This window comes from Streptomyces sp. NPDC092045 (assembly GCF_044756005.1).
Lineage (GTDB): Bacteria > Actinomycetota > Actinomycetes > Streptomycetales > Streptomycetaceae > Streptomyces.
The window spans coordinates 166,058-183,986 of sequence record NZ_JBIVSC010000002.1; the positions used below are offsets into that span (position 1 = coordinate 166,058).

Annotated in this window: 16 protein-coding genes and 1 riboswitch; of the genes, 4 read left to right on the forward strand and 12 right to left on the reverse strand. The window is 74.3% G+C overall.

Translation table 11 applies throughout. The features are described 5' to 3' along the window. Nucleotides 1–35 precede the first annotated feature (35 nt). The 4 genes from ACIQKA_RS07525 to ACIQKA_RS07540 all read right to left on the reverse strand — a co-directional run bounded on the left by ACIQKA_RS07525 (nt 36) and on the right by ACIQKA_RS07540 (nt 3,352). Nucleotides 36–464: a DUF5304 domain-containing protein gene (locus ACIQKA_RS07525; RefSeq protein WP_383155587.1), complete on the reverse strand. Its 429-nt coding sequence runs from the start codon at nt 462–464 to the stop codon at nt 36–38. Nucleotides 465–606: 142 nt separating this feature from the next. Next, nucleotides 607–1,737, reverse strand: coding sequence for an ArsA family ATPase (locus ACIQKA_RS07530; RefSeq protein ID WP_383437336.1), 1,131 nt, complete (start codon nt 1,735–1,737; stop codon nt 607–609). A gap of 275 nt (nt 1,738–2,012) precedes the next feature. Then, the gene (locus tag ACIQKA_RS07535; RefSeq protein ID WP_121828477.1) at nt 2,013–2,456 is read right to left on the reverse strand and encodes an SRPBCC family protein; all 444 of its coding nucleotides are present in this window, start codon (nt 2,454–2,456) and stop codon (nt 2,013–2,015) included. 128 nt (nt 2,457–2,584) lie between these two features. Next, nucleotides 2,585–3,352, reverse strand: a complete 768-nt coding sequence (locus tag ACIQKA_RS07540) for a metallophosphoesterase (RefSeq protein WP_383155592.1) — start codon at nt 3,350–3,352, stop codon at nt 2,585–2,587. A gap of 303 nt (nt 3,353–3,655) precedes the next feature. Between ACIQKA_RS07540 and ACIQKA_RS07545 the strand changes: the two genes are divergently transcribed. Continuing rightward, nucleotides 3,656–5,452 (forward strand): AMP-binding protein, encoded by a 1,797-nt coding sequence (locus ACIQKA_RS07545; RefSeq protein WP_391093022.1) that lies wholly within the window; start codon nt 3,656–3,658, stop codon nt 5,450–5,452. A gap of 65 nt (nt 5,453–5,517) precedes the next feature. On the opposite strand, the gene ACIQKA_RS07550 is transcribed toward ACIQKA_RS07545, so the two are convergent. Next, a complete protein-coding gene (locus tag ACIQKA_RS07550) occupies nt 5,518–6,660 on the reverse strand; it encodes a glycosyltransferase family 4 protein (RefSeq protein ID WP_383437601.1) in 1,143 nt (380 codons plus the stop codon). A gap of 85 nt (nt 6,661–6,745) precedes the next feature. Between ACIQKA_RS07550 and ACIQKA_RS07555 the strand changes: the two genes are divergently transcribed. Beyond that, entirely contained in the window at nt 6,746–8,023 is a 1,278-nt protein-coding gene (locus ACIQKA_RS07555) for a glycosyltransferase 87 family protein (protein WP_383155598.1), read from the forward strand. A 37-nt stretch (nt 8,024–8,060) separates the two neighbouring features. On the opposite strand, the gene ACIQKA_RS07560 is transcribed toward ACIQKA_RS07555, so the two are convergent. From ACIQKA_RS07560 to ACIQKA_RS07580, 5 genes are all read right to left on the reverse strand, one after another. Beyond that, the gene (locus tag ACIQKA_RS07560) at nt 8,061–9,287 is read right to left on the reverse strand and encodes a hypothetical protein (protein ID WP_402540340.1); all 1,227 of its coding nucleotides are present in this window, start codon (nt 9,285–9,287) and stop codon (nt 8,061–8,063) included. 205 nt (nt 9,288–9,492) lie between these two features. After that, nucleotides 9,493–10,542 carry an NlpC/P60 family protein gene (locus tag ACIQKA_RS07565; protein WP_383155601.1) on the reverse strand — a complete coding sequence of 350 codons (1,050 nt, stop codon included), beginning with the start codon at nt 10,540–10,542 and terminating at the stop codon, nt 9,493–9,495. A gap of 193 nt (nt 10,543–10,735) precedes the next feature. After that, the gene (locus ACIQKA_RS07570; RefSeq protein ID WP_383155603.1) at nt 10,736–11,785 is read right to left on the reverse strand and encodes an NlpC/P60 family protein; all 1,050 of its coding nucleotides are present in this window, start codon (nt 11,783–11,785) and stop codon (nt 10,736–10,738) included. A gap of 254 nt (nt 11,786–12,039) precedes the next feature. Continuing rightward, entirely contained in the window at nt 12,040–13,404 is a 1,365-nt protein-coding gene (locus tag ACIQKA_RS07575) for an NYN domain-containing protein (protein ID WP_390105976.1), read from the reverse strand. A 33-nt stretch (nt 13,405–13,437) separates the two neighbouring features. Continuing rightward, nucleotides 13,438–13,680 (reverse strand): hypothetical protein, encoded by a 243-nt coding sequence (locus ACIQKA_RS07580; RefSeq protein WP_015033005.1) that lies wholly within the window; start codon nt 13,678–13,680, stop codon nt 13,438–13,440. A gap of 159 nt (nt 13,681–13,839) precedes the next feature. Here ACIQKA_RS07580 and ACIQKA_RS07585 point away from each other — a divergent pair, with 159 nt between their 5' ends. Further along, nucleotides 13,840–14,574, forward strand: coding sequence for a rhomboid family intramembrane serine protease (locus tag ACIQKA_RS07585; RefSeq protein ID WP_383155607.1), 735 nt, complete (start codon nt 13,840–13,842; stop codon nt 14,572–14,574). After that, a complete protein-coding gene (locus tag ACIQKA_RS07590) occupies nt 14,571–14,852 on the forward strand; it encodes an Lrp/AsnC family transcriptional regulator (protein WP_030205672.1) in 282 nt (93 codons plus the stop codon). The genes ACIQKA_RS07585 and ACIQKA_RS07590 overlap by 4 nt, the downstream gene beginning before the upstream one ends. A gap of 71 nt (nt 14,853–14,923) precedes the next feature. On the opposite strand, the gene ACIQKA_RS07595 is transcribed toward ACIQKA_RS07590, so the two are convergent. Then, nucleotides 14,924–16,360: an aminotransferase class V-fold PLP-dependent enzyme gene (locus tag ACIQKA_RS07595; RefSeq protein WP_383437589.1), complete on the reverse strand. Its 1,437-nt coding sequence runs from the start codon at nt 16,358–16,360 to the stop codon at nt 14,924–14,926. A 208-nt stretch (nt 16,361–16,568) separates the two neighbouring features. Further along, nucleotides 16,569–16,685: riboswitch (SAM riboswitch) on the reverse strand. Between the two features lie 86 nt (nt 16,686–16,771). Beyond that, the gene (gene trpD / locus ACIQKA_RS07600; RefSeq protein WP_383155612.1) at nt 16,772–17,836 is read right to left on the reverse strand and encodes an anthranilate phosphoribosyltransferase; all 1,065 of its coding nucleotides are present in this window, start codon (nt 17,834–17,836) and stop codon (nt 16,772–16,774) included. Nucleotides 17,837–17,929 lie beyond the last annotated feature (93 nt).

The following is a 17,929-nucleotide window of genomic DNA, read 5'->3' on the forward strand; positions in this document are numbered from 1 at the left end:
GGGCCCACCGTACCCGAGGGGGAGGCGCGCCCTGATCAATCCAGGTCGATGTGCTGGCCGGTTCCGGGCCCTTCGCCGTCCTCGCGGGGCGCCTTCGGAGGCTCTTCCGAGGGGGTCTCTCCGCGGGTCCAGCGGGTCTCGTGGCCCTCGACGGCGGAGCGGTAGGCGGCGAGGAGTTCGCCGCCGGCGGCGGCGAGGTGGTCGAAGACCTGCGGGTTGCGCTCGACGACGGGTTCGACGGCGGCCTTCGCCTGGTCGACGAACTGCTGGACGGTCCGTACGGCCCGGCCCGCGAGGAGCGGGTTCCCGAAGCCTTCGGAGACCTTGCCCGCGACGGCCTCGAAGAGCTTGCGGAACTCCTCGGCGGCCGATTCGGGCCCGGCCCCGCGCTCGGCCCGGCGGCGGGCCCTCTCCGCCTCCAGGTCCTCGGCGCACGCCTTGGCCCAGGCGTCCGAATCGCTCATGGCGCACTCCTCAGTCGGCTGGTACTTCGACGGTACACGGGCGCCGGGGGGCACGGGGCCGGTCGTACCGGATCGGGAGCGGCGTCCGGTGCCGCACCCCCCGGGGGGTCTCTTGTCGATCGGGCCTGCGGCGAGACACCCCCTAGGGGGTGGGCCGGTCGGGCCAGAGTCCGGGGTCGGGGGTGAAGCGGACGCGGAGGTCGCCGTCGACGAGGCCCGCGCCGGTGACGGCGCAGCGGCGCAGGGCGCCGGGGAGGGGGAGGTTGCGGCGGAACGGTCCGGCGGCCAGGAGCAGCTCGTCGCCGCGCCGGACGAGGGAGAGCTCCTCCTTGGCGGCGCCGGGCAGGGGGACGTGCCAGACGAGGACGCCGTCCTCGTCCCGCCGGTCCTCGACGGTCCACGTCGGCGCGGGCACGGCGTCGGTCCCCGCGGGGGCGAGGAGGGCGAGGTCGTCGGCGCCGCGCGGGGCGCGGCCGAGGTGCGGGAGCTCGTGCAGCACTCCGCCGGCGGTGCGGAGCTCCGCGAGGTGCCGGTGCTGCTCGGCGGTCAGTCCGGCGAGCCAGGGGTCCTCGGAGCCCGCAGGCAGCAGCCGGTTGGCGACGACGGAGTCGAGGGAGAGGCGGTGGAGGGCGAGGCCGAGGCGGGCGGTGCGCAGGGCGCGGGTGGCGGCGGGCCCCGGTTCCAGGACGAGCCGGACGGTGGTGCCGGGGGCCTCGACGACGGCCTGGACGGCGGCGAGTTCGTCCTCCCAGCGGGCGGTGGTCTCGTACAGCCACTGCGCGGGCATGGGGACCCCGGCGAGCTGGGCGAGCATCGGGCGCAGGGCGCGGGCGGCCTGCCGCTCCCGGGGCAGGAGCCGGCGCAGATAGCGGCGGAGCTGCTCGGGCAGGGCGAGGACGGCGAGGGCCTCGGGGAGCGGCGGCAGGTCGACGACGGCCAGCTCGTGGTCGCCGGCGGCGGCCTCGCGCAGGGCCCGCAGCAGGGCGAAGGGGCGGCTGCCGGGCAGCTCGGTCAGCTCGGCGTCCTCGAAGGGCGCGGCGCCGAGCAGGTCGAGGGCGACGCCGGAGCGGGCCTGGAGGGCGAGGAACTCGCGGCGGAAGTCGGCGGCGGGCTCGGGCCGCAGCACCCGCAGGTTCCCGTCGTCCGGCAGCCGCCCGGCGTCCTCGGAGACGAGCAGCGTCCGCCGCCCGGCCCGCGCCTCGGCGAGGGCGGTCGCGGCGGCGACGGTGGTGCGCCCGGCGCCGCCGAGGCCGGTGACAAGGATGATCCGCATGCGGAGGACGCTACCCGCCCGGGGCGGCGGGGGGTCCGGGGGGCCGGGAGGACGGGGCGGAAGCCCGCCGGCCGCCCGCGACCGCGACCCGCTCCCGCCTCCGGGGCGGAGACGCCCCCGGTCCCGTCCCCCGGGCCCGTGCCCGGCCGGAGACGGGGGCGGCTGCGGGAACGACGCCCGCCCCGGGGCCCGTCTCGGGGCCCGCCCCGGGCGGCGGAAGCACCCGCCGCCGGGCCGTCGGCCCGGCCCCGGAGCCGTACGCCGCCGCGCAGCGCCTACGCGCCGGATTCCACGCGCTTCTTCAGGCCCGCCAGGGCGCGGTCGATGATGACCTTCTCGGCCTTGCGCTTGATCATGCCGAGCATGGGGATCTTGACGTCGACGGTGAGCTGGTAGGTGACCTCGGTGCGCCTGCCGCCGTCGAGCGGGGTCAGGCGGTAGGAGCCGTCGAGGGAGCGGAGCATCTGGGACTTGACCAGGGTCCAGCTGACCTCGTCGGCGCCGGTCCAGGTGTACGCCAGGGTGTGGTCGTCCTTGATGGCGCCCGCGTCGAGGAGCAGCCGGACCTTCTCCGCGCGGCCGGCGGCGTCCTTCTCCAGGACCTCGGCCTCCTTCACCTCGCCCGTCCACTCGGGGTAGCGGGCGAAGTCGGCGATCACGCCCATGACGTCGGCCGGCGCCGCCTCGACGGTGATGCTCGAGCTGGTGTGTTCGGCCATCGCGGTGGCTCCTCCACGGTGCGGTCCGGCGGAAGTCGGGGGGCACGGGCGTGCCGACGGCAGGCTATCGCGCCCCGGGCCCGGACCTGCCACGGGAAGGCCGCGGAGGGGGTGCGAACGGCCGGGGATCACCACTCCAGGGCGAAGGGCCTGCCCGTCGAGGCGAAGTGCCCCACGTTGACGCACTCGGTCGCGCCGACCCGCATCCGCCGGGCCAGCGGCTGGTGGACGTGGCCGAAGAGGGAGTAGCGGGGCCGGGTGCGCCGGATCGCGTCGAGCAGGGCCCGGCTGCCGCGCTCGAAGCGGCGGGCCACCGTGTCGTACGTCAGCTCCGGCACCTCCGGCGGGATGTGGGAGCAGAGGACGTCGACCTCCCCGAGCGCCTCGACCTTCGCCGCGTACTCCTCGTCGGAGATCTCGTACGGCGTGCGCATCGGGGTGCGCAGGCCGCCGCCGACGAAGCCGAAGACGAGGCCGCCGAGCTCGATCCGCTCCCCGTCGAGGACGGTCGTCCCCGGTCGGGCGAATTCCGGCCAGAACCGGGGGATGTCCACGTTCCCGTAGGTGGCGTACGTGGGGGTGGGGAAGGCGGCGAAGAGTTCGGCGTACTGGCGGCGCACGCCGGCCTCGATGGCGGTGGTGCGGTCGATGCCCAGCTCGGCCCAGAGGCGGCGGCCCAGGTCACGGGCCTCGTCGAAGCGGCGGGCGGTGCGCAGCTCGACGAGCCGGTCGGCGTTCTCGACGCCGAAGAGGTCGGGGAAGATGCCCCGGGCGTGATCGGCGTAGTCGAGGAAGAGGACCAGGTCCCCGAGGCATATCAGGGCGTCGGCGCCCTCCCCCGCGCGGGCGAGGTCGCCGGCGTTGCCGTGCACGTCACTGACCACATGGACTCGCATGGAGCCACCTTAGGGGGCGCCCCGGAGGCCGGTCCGGGAAACCGGTCGCGGACCGCCTCCCGGCCGCCCTACCTGCGGTTACTTCCGAGTCGGGAAACGGGTGGACTACTGTTCACGGAGCACCGTCATGCGTGTGTGACGCACGGAACATCTGGCCGGGACCCCCTATCGGGAACCACGTACTGATGGGTAACGTCCGGGCAGTCCAGTCGTGCTCACCCCCACTGAGCACCTGACCGAATATGGACTAACCGGTGCATCACACAGAGCCGTGGCGCCGGCGCCCGATGAGGAGCAGCAGTCTTGCGCGAGTTCAGCCTTCCGGCCCTGTACGAGGTCCCCACGGACGGCAACCTGACGGATCTCATCCGCCGCAACGCCTCCCAGCACCCAGACGTCGCCGTGATGGGGCGCAAGGTCGACGGAGTCTGGACGGACGTCACCGCCACCGAGTTCCTCGCCGAGGTCCGCGGGGCCGCCAAGGGTCTGATCGCCGCGGGGGTGGAGCCGGGCGACCGGGTCGCGCTGCTCTCCCGCACGCGTTACGAGTGGGTGCTCCTCGACTTCGCGATCTGGAGCGCGGGCGGCGTGACCGTGCCGGTGTACGAGACCAGCTCGCCGGAGCAGATCCAGTGGATCCTGGGCGACTCGGGCGCGACCGCCGTCCTGGTGGAGAGCGCGGCGCACGAGGAGTCGGTCGCCTCGGTCCGGGCGGACCTGCCGGAGCTGAGGAACGTGTGGCGGATCGAGGACGACGCCGTCGCCCGCCTCACCGCCGACGGGGCCGGCGTCTCCGACGAGCTGCTCGACGCGCGCATGTCGGCGGCGAACGCGGACGACCCGGCGACGATCGTCTACACCTCGGGCACCACGGGCCGCCCCAAGGGCTGCGTCCTGACCCACCGGGCCTTCTTCGCCGAGTGCGGCAACGTGGTGGAGCGGCTGAAGCCGCTCTTCCGCACGGGCGAGTGCTCGGTCCTGCTCTTCCTGCCCGCCGCGCACGTCTTCGGGCGGCTCGTCGAGGTGGCGTCCGTGATGGCGCCGATCCGGCTGGGCTGCGTCCCGGACATCAAGAACCTCACGGACGAGCTGGCCTCGTTCCGGCCGACGCTGATCCTGGGCGTGCCCCGGGTCTTCGAGAAGGTCTACAACTCGGCGCGGGCGAAGGCGCAGGCCGACGGCAAGGGCAAGATCTTCGACAGGGCCGCGCAGACGGCCATCGCGTACAGCCGGGCGCTCGGCACCCCGCAGGGCCCGTCCTTCGGCCTGCGGCTGAAGCACAAGGTCTTCGACAAGCTGGTCTTCGGCAAGCTGCGGGCGGTGCTCGGCGGGCGCGGCGAGCACGCGATCTCGGGCGGCGCGCCGCTGGGCGAGCGGCTCGGGCACTTCTTCCGGGGCATCGGCTTCACCGTCCTGGAGGGCTACGGCCTGACGGAGTCGTGCGCGGCGACCGCGTTCAACCCGTGGGACCGGCAGAAGATCGGCACGGTCGGCCAGCCGCTGCCGGGCTCGGTGGTGCGGATCGCCGACGACGGCGAGGTGCTGCTGCACGGCGAGCACGTCTTCTCGCGGTACTGGAACAACGAGGCGGCGACGGCGGAGGCCCTCGCGGACGGCTGGTTCCACACGGGCGACATCGGCACGCTCGACGAGGACGGCTACCTGGCGATCACCGGCCGCAAGAAGGAGATCCTGGTGACGGCGGGCGGCAAGAACGTCGCCCCGGCGGTCATCGAGGACCGGATCCGGGCGCACGCGCTGGTCGCGGAGTGCATGGTGGTCGGCGACGGGCGTCCGTTCGTGGGCGCGCTCGTCACCCTGGACGAGGAGTTCCTCGGCCGCTGGGCGTCCGAGCACGGCAAGCCGGCCGGTGCGACGGCGGCGTCCCTGCGCGACGACCCGGAGCTCCTGGCGGAGGTCCAGCGGGCGATCGACGACGGCAACGCGGCGGTGTCCAAGGCGGAGTCGGTCCGCAAGTTCCGTGTCCTGCCGGCCCAGTTCACGGAGGAGGCGGGGCACATCACCCCGTCCCTGAAGCTGAAGCGGAACGTGGTGGCGAAGGACTTCGCGGACGAGATCGAGGCGATCTACCGGGGCTGAGCCCGGAAGGCGCACGAACGGGGAAGGGCCCCGGGCGATCCGCCCGGGGCCCTTCCCCGTACCGCTCAGAGCAGTTCGCGCAGCCGTTCCGCGAGGAGGTCCCAGCGCCACTTCTCCTCCACCCAGGCCCGGCCCCGTTCGCCCATGCGGGCGCGGAGCTCGGGGTCGAGGAGGAGGGTGGCGACGCGGTCGGCGGTCTCCTCCGGGGAGTCGCCGCGCACGACCCAGCCCGTCTCGCCGTCGAGGACGGCGTCGGGGGCGCCGCCGGAGTCGCCGGCGACGACGGGCAGGCCGGTGGCGGAGGCCTCCAGGTAGACGATGCCGAGGCCCTCGACGTCGAGGCCGCCGCGCCGGGTGCGGCAGGGCATGGCGAAGACGTCGCCGGCCCCGTAGTGGGCGGGCAGTTCGGCCCAGGGGACGGCGCCGGTGAAGCGTACGGATCCGGCCACGCCCGTCTCGTCGACGAGACGGCGCAGGTCCTTCTCGTACGGGCCGCCGCCGACGATCAGGAGGACGGCGTCCGGGACCCGGCGCAGGATGTCCGGCAGGGCCCTGATCAGGGTGTCCTGACCCTTGCGCGGGACGAGCCGGGAGACGCAGACGACGACCGGCCGGTCGCTGAGCCCGAGGCGGGCGCGGACCTCGTCGCCGCCGGAGCCGGGGTGGAAGGTCTTCTCGTCGACGCCGGGCGGGAGCTGGACCATCCGGCCGGCGGCGGCGGGCGTGAGGGCCGAGGCGATCCGGGAGCGGGTGTACTCGCCGAGGTAGGTGATCGTGTCGGTGCCCTCGCCGATGCGGCGCAGGAGCTGCCGGGCGGCGGGCAGTTGGGCCCAGCCCGCCTCGTGGCCGTGGGTGGTGGCGACCAGCCGCCGGGCGCCGGCCCGGCGCAGGGCGGGGGCCATCAGGCCGAGCGGGGCCGCGGCGCCGAACCACACGGACTCGCAGCCGTGCTCGCGCAGCAGCGCGGTGGCGCGGGCGGTGACCCGGGGGGTGGGCAGCAGCATGGTGGTGCGGTCCCGGACGACGGTGAAGGGCTGTTCGGCGTCGAACGCCGCCGTCGCCCCGGCCCCTTCGCGGCCGCGCTTCCAGGTGGAGGCGTAGACCACGACCTGCTGGGGGTCCAGGCGGAGGGCCATGTTGTGCAGGAAGGCCTGGATTCCCCCGGGACGCGGCGGGAAGTCGTTGGTTACGATCAGGGTCTTGTGCATCGTGGCCGACAGTACGCGATCGCACCCACCGCCCGGCACCACCACTCCCCCCGCGCGAGCGGGCCGACCCGACGAGGACGAGTCAGTGACGACGGGCACCGCGGGGAAGGGTTCGCGCGCGGCCCTGTGGCTTCCCGTCGGCCTCTGGGGGCTCACCCGCGTCCTCCTGCTGCTGTGCGTGTTCGACGTCGTGGAGGTCCCGGGTCCGGACGTCGCGTTCGACGTCGAGAACATCTACCGGGGCTGGTACGAGGTGCTGCGGGACGGCACGTACCCGAGGGACGACGTCACCTGGCAGTATCCGCCGGCGGCGGCGTTCGTGATGCTCGCCCCCGACCTGCTGCCCTTCCTCGGCTACGCGGCCGCCTTCTTCGTCCTCGCCCTGCTCTGCGACGCGCTGGTCTTCGGGCTGCTCCTGTACACGGGCCGCCGGGCGGGCCGGACGTCCCGGGGCGCCTGGATCTGGCTGGCGGGCGTCGCGCTGCTCGGCCCGACCGCGTACGCCCGGTACGACGTGATGGTGACCGCCGTCGCGGTGGCGGGGCTCCTCGCGGCCGGCCGCGGCCCGCGGGTGCTCGGCGCGCTCGCCGGTTTCGGGGCGGTCCTGAAGGTGTGGCCGGCGCTGGTGCTCGTGGGCACCGCGAAGGGCCGGGCGACGTTCCGCTCCTGGTCGGCGGCGGCGGGCGCGGTGGCCGGGGTGCTGCTGCTCTGCGCGCTGTGGAAGCCGGGGGCGCTGTCCTTCCTCTCCTTCCAGCGGGACCGGGGCACCGAGGTGGAGTCCCTGGGCGCGACGGTCTTCCACGTCCTGCGGCACTTCGGCTGGGAGGGCGAGGTGCGGATGAACTACGGCTCGATGGAGTTCCTCGGCCCGTACGTGTCCGCGGTGTCGACGGCCGCGATGGCGGTGACGATCGGCGCCTTCGGCTGGCTGCTGCTCTGGCGGATCAGGGCGCGCCGGTTCGTCTCGTCGACGGTGGCGGACGCGGCCTTCGTGGCGGTGCTGCTCTTCACGCTGACGAGCCGGGTGCTCTCCCCGCAGTACATGCTGTGGCTGATCGGTCTGGCGGCGGTGTGCCTGGCCTTCCGGTCGAGCCGGATGGAGCGGCCCGCGCACCTGGTGGTCTGGGCGACCGCGGTGACGCAGTTCGAGTTCCCGGTGTGGTTCTGGCACGTGACGCGGAGCGATCCGCTGGGCATGGCGGTCCTCTTCACGCGGAACGGGCTGCTGGTCGCCGCCGCCGTCCTGGCCTGCCGGATCCTGTGGCGGCAGACGGTCACGGAGCCGCGCCTCGCCGCCGCGGCCGTCCCCGCGCAGGCCTCGCGGACGGAGCGCGAGGGGACGCTGTCCGGCTCGGCGCGCTGAGCGCCGGGACCGGTCCCGGCGACACGTCGGACGGGTCCTACCCGAGCTTCTCCGCCACGTAGGCGCGCCAGGCCCCGGTGAACTCCTCCGGGGTGGTGTCGAGGACGTCGTGGAGCGCCTTCTCCACCGCGCCCTCCCGGCCGGGGTGCGCGCCCACCGCCCGGTAGAACGCGGTCAGCTCCTCCTCGCCCCAGCGCTCCGCGACCAGTTCGCAGGCCAGCCAGCCGCCCTCGTAGGCGCGCGCCAGGGTCCCCGCGTCCCCGCCGAAGGAGAAGTCTGCGTCCTCCGGGAGCCGGACGGGCGGTTCGCCGCCCCGGACCGCGCGGCGCAGCTCGGGGGCGGCCTCCGCGGGCGTGCGGCCGGCGTCCCGGTAGGCGACCCAGTCCGCGAAGCCCTCGGAGAGCCAGACCGGGGTCGAGGGGGTGGTGTGGGCGCGGGTGGCGACGTGGGCGGTCTCGTGGGTGAGGACGAGCTGCCGGCCGAAGTCGCCGAGGACCCCGTACGCGTCGGGGTTGACGATCACCCGGTCGGCGGGCCCGTCCGGTCCGCCCCTGGTCTCGCCCGTGGTGACGGCCGCTATCCCCCGGTAGGAGTCCCCCGGCTCCCCCAGGAGCTCCCCCATGGCGTCCAGGGAGCCGGGGACGAGGACGACCACCCGGCGGGCCCAGTCCTCGGGCCAGGCGCCGTCGACGGCGGGGACCGCCCGGTCGGCCGCCGCCGCGATCTCCCGGAGCCGCGCCCGGTCCCGGCCGGTGCCGAGGACCAGCGAGCGGGCGCCGTGGACGGCCGTGACGTCCCCCTGCTCCCAGAGCTGTCGGGGCGCGCCCTCCGCGGGCCGCTCGCCGGTCAGGTACCAGCGCCCGCCGCGTTCGGTGAGGTCCAGGACGCGGGCACTGGTGACGGGCCGCCGGTCCTGGCCCTTGAGCCGGTGGCCGAGTTCGGCGCGGACGGCGACCCGGTCGGGGCCTGTCCGGTCGACGCCGGTGACCTCGTACGACCAGCCGTCGAGCGGCACCGCCGCGAGCCGCCGGTAGACGGTGAGGGCGGCCGGCGCGTACGCGGGGTCGAGGGCGGCCCGGTAGCCGGGCTCGTCGCGGGCGAGGAGGGCCCCGGCGTGCTCGTCGAGGAGCGCCTGGATCTCCCGGGAGGCGGTGCGGGCGGCGGGGCCGTCCTCCGCGCAGCCGACGAGGCCCGTCAGGGCGAGCAGCAGGACCAGCAGGCAGAAGACCGCCGGCCGTCGCGCTCCGTACCCCTGACCCGCCACGCCTCCGATCGTACGATCCGGACGGCGGACGCGGCTCCCGGGGTGGGCGGACCGGGCTCCCGGAGCGCGCGGGGCCGGGACCGTCGCGACCCGGCGGCCCGCCTCGGACCCCGGTCACCGCAGCCCCGCGACCCGCCTCGGACCCGGGTCGCCACAACCCCGCTACCCGCCTCGGACCCGGGTCACCACAACCCCGCTACCCGCCTCAAACCCGGGTCACCGTCACGTGCGACATCATGTTCACCGGGTCGTAGCGGACCCGGGCGCCCGGGTAGGGGGCGTGGATGACCTGCCCGTTCCCGACGTAGATCGCCACGTGGCTGGCGTCGCTCCGGTACGTGACGAGGTCTCCGGGCTGCGCCTGCGCGAGCGGCACCCGCCGGCCCGCGTGCCGCTGGGCGGCCGAGGTGCGCGGCAGGCTGATCCCGGCCTGGCGGTAGGACCAGACCATCAGGCCCGAGCAGTCGAAGGCGGAGGGCCCGGTCGCGCCCCACACGTACGGCCTGCCGACCGCGCCCCGGGCGGCGGCCACCGCGGCGGCGACCCGCGAGGAGACCGGTCCCGGGTCGGCGGCCGTCACCTCTCCGGCCTCCCCCGCGACGCCGGCGGCGCCGGTGCGGGAGTCCTCGCGGCCGCCGGTGCGGGAGGCGCGGTCGAGGCCGGCGCGCTCCTCGGCGGTGAGGGAGGCGAGCAGCCGGCGGGCCTCGGCGAGCTTCCGCTCGACGGTGCGCTTGTGGCGGGCGACCTCGGTCCGGCTGTGCTCCAGGTCGGCCAGGGCCGAGCGGGCCTCGCTCCGCTTCTGGCCCAACCGGCGCTGTTCCCGGAGCAGTTCGCCGAGCGCGGCGCTCTGGTGGGCGGTGAGCCGGTCGAGGGCGGAGGCGCGTTCGAGGTAGCTGTCGGGGTCGGAGGAGAGCATCAGGGCGAGCGAGGGGTCGATGCCGCCGGAGCGGTACTGGGCCCCGGCGAGCGAACCGAGGACGCCCCGCATGCGGTTGACCCGCTCCTGGCCGCGGGCCAGGCCGTCGCGGGCGCGGGCGACCGTGCGGCGCAGCGCGTCCGCCTTCTCGTCGGCCTCGTTGTAGCCCTCGGTGGCGCGCTCGGCCTCCTCGAAGAGGCGGTCGACCCTGGTCCGGGCGGCCTCGGCACCGGCCCCGGGGTCGGCGTTCGCGGGGACGGCCCCGAGGGACGCCGCCGCGGTGGCCGCGGCGGCGGCGGTGAGGACGGTGACCCGGGCGGGTCGGCGGTGGGACGCCACGGATCGCGCTCCGTTCGGCTCGACGCAGACTGGCGCGGCAGACAGTAGCCGCTGATCACTCTCCGTCCAACGAAGGCGCCGGGCACACAAAGTGACGCCCCGCCGGAGACCACAGGTCACCGGCGGGGCGTCGCGTCAGGGTGCGTCGCGGCGAACCACCCGTTCGGGCGGCATGCCGCGGCGGGTCGGGGGGTCAGCCGCCGATGCGCACGCCGAACTGGAACGTGCCCATGTAGTCCATGGACTCGTAGCGGACGTTGGCGCCCGGCTTGGGGGCGTGCAGGATCGTGTTGTTGCCCGCGTAGAGGCCCACGTGCGACAGGCTGTTGAAGAAGACCAGGTCGCCCGGCTTGAGCTGGCTGCGGCCGATCTTCGTGCCGTCGTTCTGCTGGGTGTAGGTGACGCGGCTGAGCTTGGCGCCGGCCTTCCCGTAGGCCCACTGGGTCAGGCCGGAGCAGTCGAACGAGGTGGGGCCCTCGTGACCGGAGACGTACGGGTACCCGACCCGGGTGGCGGCGGCGCTGAGCGCGGCGGCGCCGAGGCCGCTGGCGGGGGCCTCGTTGCCCAGGTCGAGCCGCTCGCCGGCGGCGCGGCTGGCGCGCTGCTCCTTCGCCTTCTCCTCCTGCTCCATCTTGGCCTTCTCCGCGGCCGTGAGGGTGTTGAGGAGCTTCTGGGCCTCGGCCAGCTTGCCCTGGTACTTCTGCTTCTTCTCGCCGAGGGACTTGCGGACGCCGTCGAGGTCGGCGAGCTTCCCGGTGGCCTCGGCGCGCTGCTGGGCGAGGGTGCGCTGCTTGGCCTGGATCTGCGTGAGGACGTCGGCCTGCTGGGCGCTCAGCTGGTCGATCGCGGACGCCTTGTCGAGGTAGGTGTCCGGGTCGCCGGAGAGGAAGAGCTGGAGCGCCGGGTCGATGCCGCCGGAGCGGTACTGGGCACTGGCGACCGAACCGATCTGGTCGCGCAGGGTGTTGAGCTCCTGCTGACCGCGGGCCACCTTGTCCTGGAGTTCGCCGATCTCCTTCTGCAGCTTGCCCCGGCGCTCGTCGGCCTGGTTGTACTGCTCCGTGGCCTCCTCGGCCTCGTGGTGCAGTTCGTCGACCTTCGACTTGACCTCGTCGATCTTGGGCTTGGCGGGGGCCGCCTGGGCGCCGGACTGGGCGGTGAGGGCGACGGCCGCGGCCGCGGTCACGGTGAGCACGGTCACACGGGCACGGCTCGGCTGCTTGGGTCGACGGTGGGACGCCACGAAGGCGGTCTCCTTCTTCCTCGAGCCGCCCGGCCGGTCAGGGCAGGCGGTTCCTCCGCCGTCACCCCGGATGGGCGATCAACCGCGCGAAGGTTCGAGGCCTGACCCTAGTGACCGAGTTGTGATCATTCAAATCCCACCGGAGAAAATCTCGCTCACACACCACATTATTTACATACATCGCACGGGCTGTGACGGGCACTTGACGGTCCGCCGTCCAGAATCCGGGCATAGCGCCCAGGAGTTACGAGTGGTCACGAGAGCCGCGAAAGCCGCTTCAGCAACAAGGCGGACGCGACCGGACGCGCCCCCGCCTTGGCGACCCCGTCGGCCACCTCGCGGTCCGTGGAGACCACCACGACCGGGCGCCCCGGCGGCTCCGCCCGCACCAGCTGACGGATCAACTCGTCGGCCGTGACGCCGGGCTTGGAGAACAGCACCCGCACCCCGCGCGGCGGCGCGAGCAGCACCGGGGCCGCCAGCTCCGCCCCGTCGAAGACACAGGTGACCTCGGCGCCCGAGCGGGCCGCGAGGCCCGAGAGCCCGCCGAGCAGCCGCAGCCGCTGCTTCTCCAGCGGCATCGTCGGATAGCCGGTCTTGGTGACGTTGTAGCCGTCGACGACCAGATGCGTCTGCGGCAGCGACAGGAGCTGGTCGAGCAGCGCCGGGTCGGTCTCGGAGAGCGCCCGCGCGGCGATGTCCTTCGGGGACATCCGTCCCGGCTCCACCGCGTCCACGGTGTCCGCCGGATGCGTCGAGACGGGCGGCAGCGCGAGTTCGCGGCGCAGCCCCTGGGCCGCGTCGAGGACCGTGTCGAGCAGCAGCCGCAGCCGCATGTCCTCCACCGAGCGCCCCTCGCGGGCGGTCCTGCGGCTGGCCTCCAGGGCCGCCTCGACCTCCCCGAGCCGGGCCTTGAGCCGCCGGCCCTCGCTCTCGGCGGCCGACACCTGGGCCGCCGCCTCCGCCCGCACGGCCTCGATCTCGCCCCGCGCCTTGCGCAGCGCTGCCTCGCCCCGCTTCACGTCGCTCTGCGCGCTGCGCAGCTTGCGGTGGAGCGACTCGGCCTCCTTGCGGGCCGCGTCGAGGTCGTGGCGCAACTGCTCGGTCTCGCCCCGGGAGCGGTCCCGGGCGGCGGCGAGCTCCTCGCGCAGCCGCTCCACCTCGCGGCGGCCGGCCTCGTCGGCCCGCTCGGCGTCGACCCGCAGGGCCTCCTCGCCCGCGGCGGCGACCAGCTTGACCCAGCCGGGCGGGCGCAGCACGTAGGCGGCCGCCGCCACGTCGACGGGGTCGGCGGCCGCGGGCGGGGTGCCGCCCTCCACGGCTCCGGCCAGCTCGGGCCGGGCCTGCTTGAACCGCTCGCCGATCCGCTGCCGGAAGAGCGGATCGCCCTCGAGGGCGGCCGCCATCGCGGTGCCGGCGAACTTGGCCCGCCGGCTCGGGGTGAAACGGGCGTACTGCCGCAGGGTCGCGGGCAGCTCCGCGACGGTCAGCCCGCCGAAGGCGTCGGCGACCAGCGCGACGACCCGCCGCCGTACGCCTTCCGGCAGTGGGTGGTCGAGCGTCTCGGCAGCGTCACCTGCCGCGCCGGCCGGCTCTCCACCGTGCGCGGGCTGCTCCACGATCCGTCACCCCTATGTCGTCCGCGCCGTCCCTCAGGAGGCGGCGCCCGGCCTGTCCACCAGCTCGATCTGGTCCACCGCGTTGCACCAGCGGCAGCGGACCGACTCGATGGTCTCACTGACCACCTGCCGCTCCTCGACCGTCGGCTCCCCGGCGAGGTCCAGATGGACGTACTCGACGACCTTGGACGAGCGGGTCACGTCGAAGCGGGTGAGGTTGCCGCAGAGCGTGCAGCGCCAGCGGGTCTCGGCGGTCGGCAGGGGAACCGTCGTCATCGAGCCGTCCTTCTTCCTGTTGCGTGGTACTCAGGTGCGGGAGCCGCGGTGCGCCGTCGAACTGCGGTCGTACTGCCCGCAACCCTACGGCCTCACGGCTCGGCGGGGGCACGGCGAGGCACTCTGTCCAGTTCGCCGCCGGTACGCCATGATCTGTCCGTGATCGATTGGCGAAGCGCGGTGACCGGTGCCTGGCGGGACGCCCGCGGCGGCCCCTCGGTGACGTACGGGCTCATCGCCGCCTGCTGCCTCCTCTTCCTCTTCAGTCCGGTCTCCGCGCTGAACCCGGCGCACGGCACGGGGGACGCGCTCCTGGCGGCCCAGGGCTCGTACTTCCGGCGCTGGGGGGTCGTCCCCGCCGAGCTGATGGGCGGTGAGCCGCGCGCCCTGCTCACCCCGTTCACCGCGCTCTTCGTCCACGGGAGCTGGCTCCACCTCCTGGGGAACATGCTCTTCCTGTACGTCTTCGGCGCGATGGCCGAGGAGCGCATGGGGCGGATCGGGTTCGCCCTCTTCTACCTGGGCACCGGCTACCTCGCCCTCGCCGGGTACGCGGCGGCGCACGCCCACAGCGAGCAGACCCTCGTCGGGGCGTCGGGGGCGATCTCCGGGGTGCTCGGGGCCTTCCTCTTCCTCTTCCCGCGCTCCCGGGTCACCAGCCTCTTCCCCTTCCTCTTCTTCCTGCCGCTGCGCTTCCCCGCCTGGATCGTGCTCGTCTTCTGGTTCACGCTCCAGTGGATGGCCGCGCGGGCGGCGGGCGCGGGGCCCGGCGTCGCCTATCTGGCCCACGTGGTGGGCTTCGCGCTGGGCTTCGTCTACGCCTGGGTGCGCCACCGGGGTGGGGATAGAGTGAAGGCCCCAGCCGCGGCGACCGAGGGAGAAAGCCAGCCGTGATCACCGCGATCGTGCTCATCAAGACCAGCGTGGACCGCATCCCCGAGATCGCCGAGTCGATCGCGGCGCTCGACAGCGTCAGCGAGGTCTTCTCGGTGACCGGCACGTACGACCTGATCGCCATGGTCCGGGTGCCGCGCCACGACGACCTCGCGGACGTGATCCCCGGCAGCATCAGCAAGATCCCGGGCGTCGAGGCCACGGACACGCACGTCGCGTTCCGCACGTACTCGCAGCACGACCTGGAGGCGGCCTTCGCCATCGGCCTGGAGTCCTGAGGCTCCCCGCGCGCGGAAACGGTGAAGGGGCCTCCCGGTCGGGAGGCCCCTTCACCCGTACGAGTGAGTGATCAGCCGCGGTCGGGGACGCAGCGGCCGTCCTCGGTGCGGTACTTCCACCGGGCGCCGTTCCGGACGAGCTCCTTCACGGCGTTGACGAACCGCTCCACGTGCTCGTCGGGCGTGCCGGCGCCGAAGCTCACCCGGATGGCGTTGAGCGAGCGCTCGCCGGGCGCGGCCTCGGGGGCGCCGCACTCGCCCGGGTCCTGCGGGTCGCTGCCGAGCAGGGTGCGGACCAGCGGGTGGGCGCAGAAGAGGCCGTCGCGGACGCCGATGCCGTACTCGGCGGAGAGCGCGGCGGCGAAGTGGGAGCTGTTCCAGCCCTCCACGACGAAGGAGATGACGCCGACGCGGGGGGCGTCGTCGCCGAAGAGCGAGAGGACCCGGACCTCGGGGACCTCGGCCAGGCCCGCGCGGACCGTGGCGATCAGGTGGTTCTCGCGGGCGACGAGGGCGTCGAAGCCGGCCTCGGCGAGGGCCTTGCAGGCGGAGGCGATCGAGTAGACCCCGATGACGTTCGGGGAACCGGCCTCGTGCCGGGCCGCGGTGGTGTGCCACTCCACGTCCACACCGCCGTCGGCCCGACGCGCCACCTTGCGGGAGGCGCCGCCGCCCGCGAGGTAGGGCTGGGAATCCTGGAGCCAGTCGGCGCGGCCCGCGAGGACGCCGGAGCCGAAGGGCGCGTACAGCTTGTGCCCGGAGAAGGCGACCCAGTCCACGTCGAGTTCGGCCACGGAGACCGGGTGGTGGGGCGCGAGCTGGGCGGCGTCGAGCACGATCCGGGCGCCGTGGGCGTGCGCGGCGGCGGCCAGCTCCTTGACCGGCCACAGCTCGCCGGTGACGTTGGAGGCGCCGGTGACGCAGACCAGGGCGGGGCCGTGGGGGTCGCGGTCCGCCAGGGCCCGCTCCAGGGTCTCGACGGCCTGGGCCGGGGTCCGGGGCGCGTTGAGGTAGGTGACCCGGGCGTCCCGCCAGGGCAGCAGCGAGGCGTGGTGCTCGGTCTCGAAGACGAAGACCTCGCAGCCGGCCGGGACCGCGGCGGCGAGCAGGTTGAGCGAGTCGGTGGTGGAGCGGGTGAAGACGACCTGGTCGCCGGGGCGGCAGCCGAGGAACTCGGCGACGGTGGCGCGGCTGTTCTCGAAGAGGTCGGTGGAGAGCTGGGAGAGGTACCCGGCGCCGCGGTGGACGCTGCCGTAGTACGGGGCGTACGCGGCGACGTCGTCCCACACCCGCTGGAGGGCCGGGGCGCTGGCCGCGTAGTCGAGCGCCGCGTAGGTCACCTCGCCGCCGGTGACGAGCGGGACGGTCACGTCCCGGCCGAGGACGGGCAGCGGGGCGGCGCAGCAGGGGTCGGCGGACTCGGTGGCGACGGTCTCGACGACGGCGGTGACGGCGGGCTCGACGGCGGTGGCAGCGGTGGTGGCGACGGCGTCAGGACGTGCGGACATGGCGGTATCTCCCGGCGGGCGGTGCGGAATGGCTTCGGTGATCCCGTACGCGGCCGGACACGGCGGGGTACGGGTGAGGCCTCGGAAGACGTGGGGGTACGCGAAAGGGACCCTGATCCGAGGGTGAAGAAGGGGCGGACTCGCCCTATCGCATTCGCTTGCTCACGGAAAAAGCTCCTCGAGAGACCAGGACCCCTGGTGTTCGAGGGGTCCGCGCTTGCCGTAGACCTCGCTGCCTACGGCCTGGTCATCACCCGGGGCACCCCGCCACGGACGGAGGGTTGCCGGACAGCAAGCCGGGGCCAAAACGCTGTCACTCGTGACCTGAAGAGAATCCTGCCACATGATCGCCGATGCGCAAGACCCCGGTCCGCATGCTGGACCGGGGTCTCGTGGCGAAGGGCCGGAGGGCTACGCGTTGCTGACGGCGATCCAGCGCTCCAGCGTCCGGCGGGCGGCGCCGGAGTCGATCGCCTCGGCGGCCTTCGCGATGCCGGCGCGGATCCGCTCCACCAGGGTGCCGTCCCCCGGTTCGAGGGCCGTGAGCGCCGCCGCCGAGTTGAGCAGCACCGCGTCCCGCACCGGGCCGGTCTCCCCCGCGAGCAGCCGGCGGGCCACGTCGGCGTTGTACGAGGCGTCCGCGCCGCGCAGCGCCTCCACGGGCACCAGGTCGATGCCCACGTCCCGGGGGTCGAAGGCCTCCTCGCGCACCGAGCCGTCCCGGACCACCCAGACCCGCGAGGTGGCCGTGGTGGTCAGCTCGTCCAGCCCGTCGTCGCCGCGGAAGACCAGGGCGGAGGAGCCGCGCTCGGCGAGCACCCCGGCCATGATCGGGGCCATCCGGGCGTCGGCGACGCCGGTCGCCTGGGCCCGGACGCGGGCCGGGTTGGTGAGCGGACCGAGGAAGTTGAAGGTGGTCCGGATGCCGAGCTCCTTGCGGGCGGCGGCGACGTGCCGCAGCGCCGGGTGGAACTTCACCGCGAAGCAGAAGGTGATGCCCGCCTCCCCGGCGACCTCGGCGACCCGGCGCGGGGTCAGCTCCAGGTTGACGCCGAGCTTCTCCAGGACGTCGGAGGCGCCGGAGGCGGAGGAGGCCGCCCGGTTGCCGTGCTTGACGACCTTGGCGCCGGTGCCGGCGACCACGATCGCGGACATGGTGGAGATGTTGACGGTCTTGGCGCCGTCGCCGCCGGTGCCGACGATGTCGACGGAGGGGCCGGGGACCTCGATCGTGTTGGCGTGCTCGTACATCGTCCGGACGAGGCCGGAGATCTCCTCGACGGTCTCGCCCTTGGCGCGCAGGGCGACCGCGAAGCCGGCGATCTGCGCGTCGGTGGCCTCGCCGCGCAGGATGCGGTCCATGGCCCAGGCGGTGTCCTCGGCGCTCTGGTCGCGGCCGGTCAGCAGACCGTCCAGGACGACGGGCCAGGAGCGGCCCGCCGTGGTAGGTCCTCCAGCGGGGGTCGCGGCGCTCATGGCGGCTCCTGATCGTCATCGCGTACGGATACGGCCCCACCCTATCGACCCCCGGGGACGGCAAAGAGCCCCGTCCATCGAATGGACGGGGCT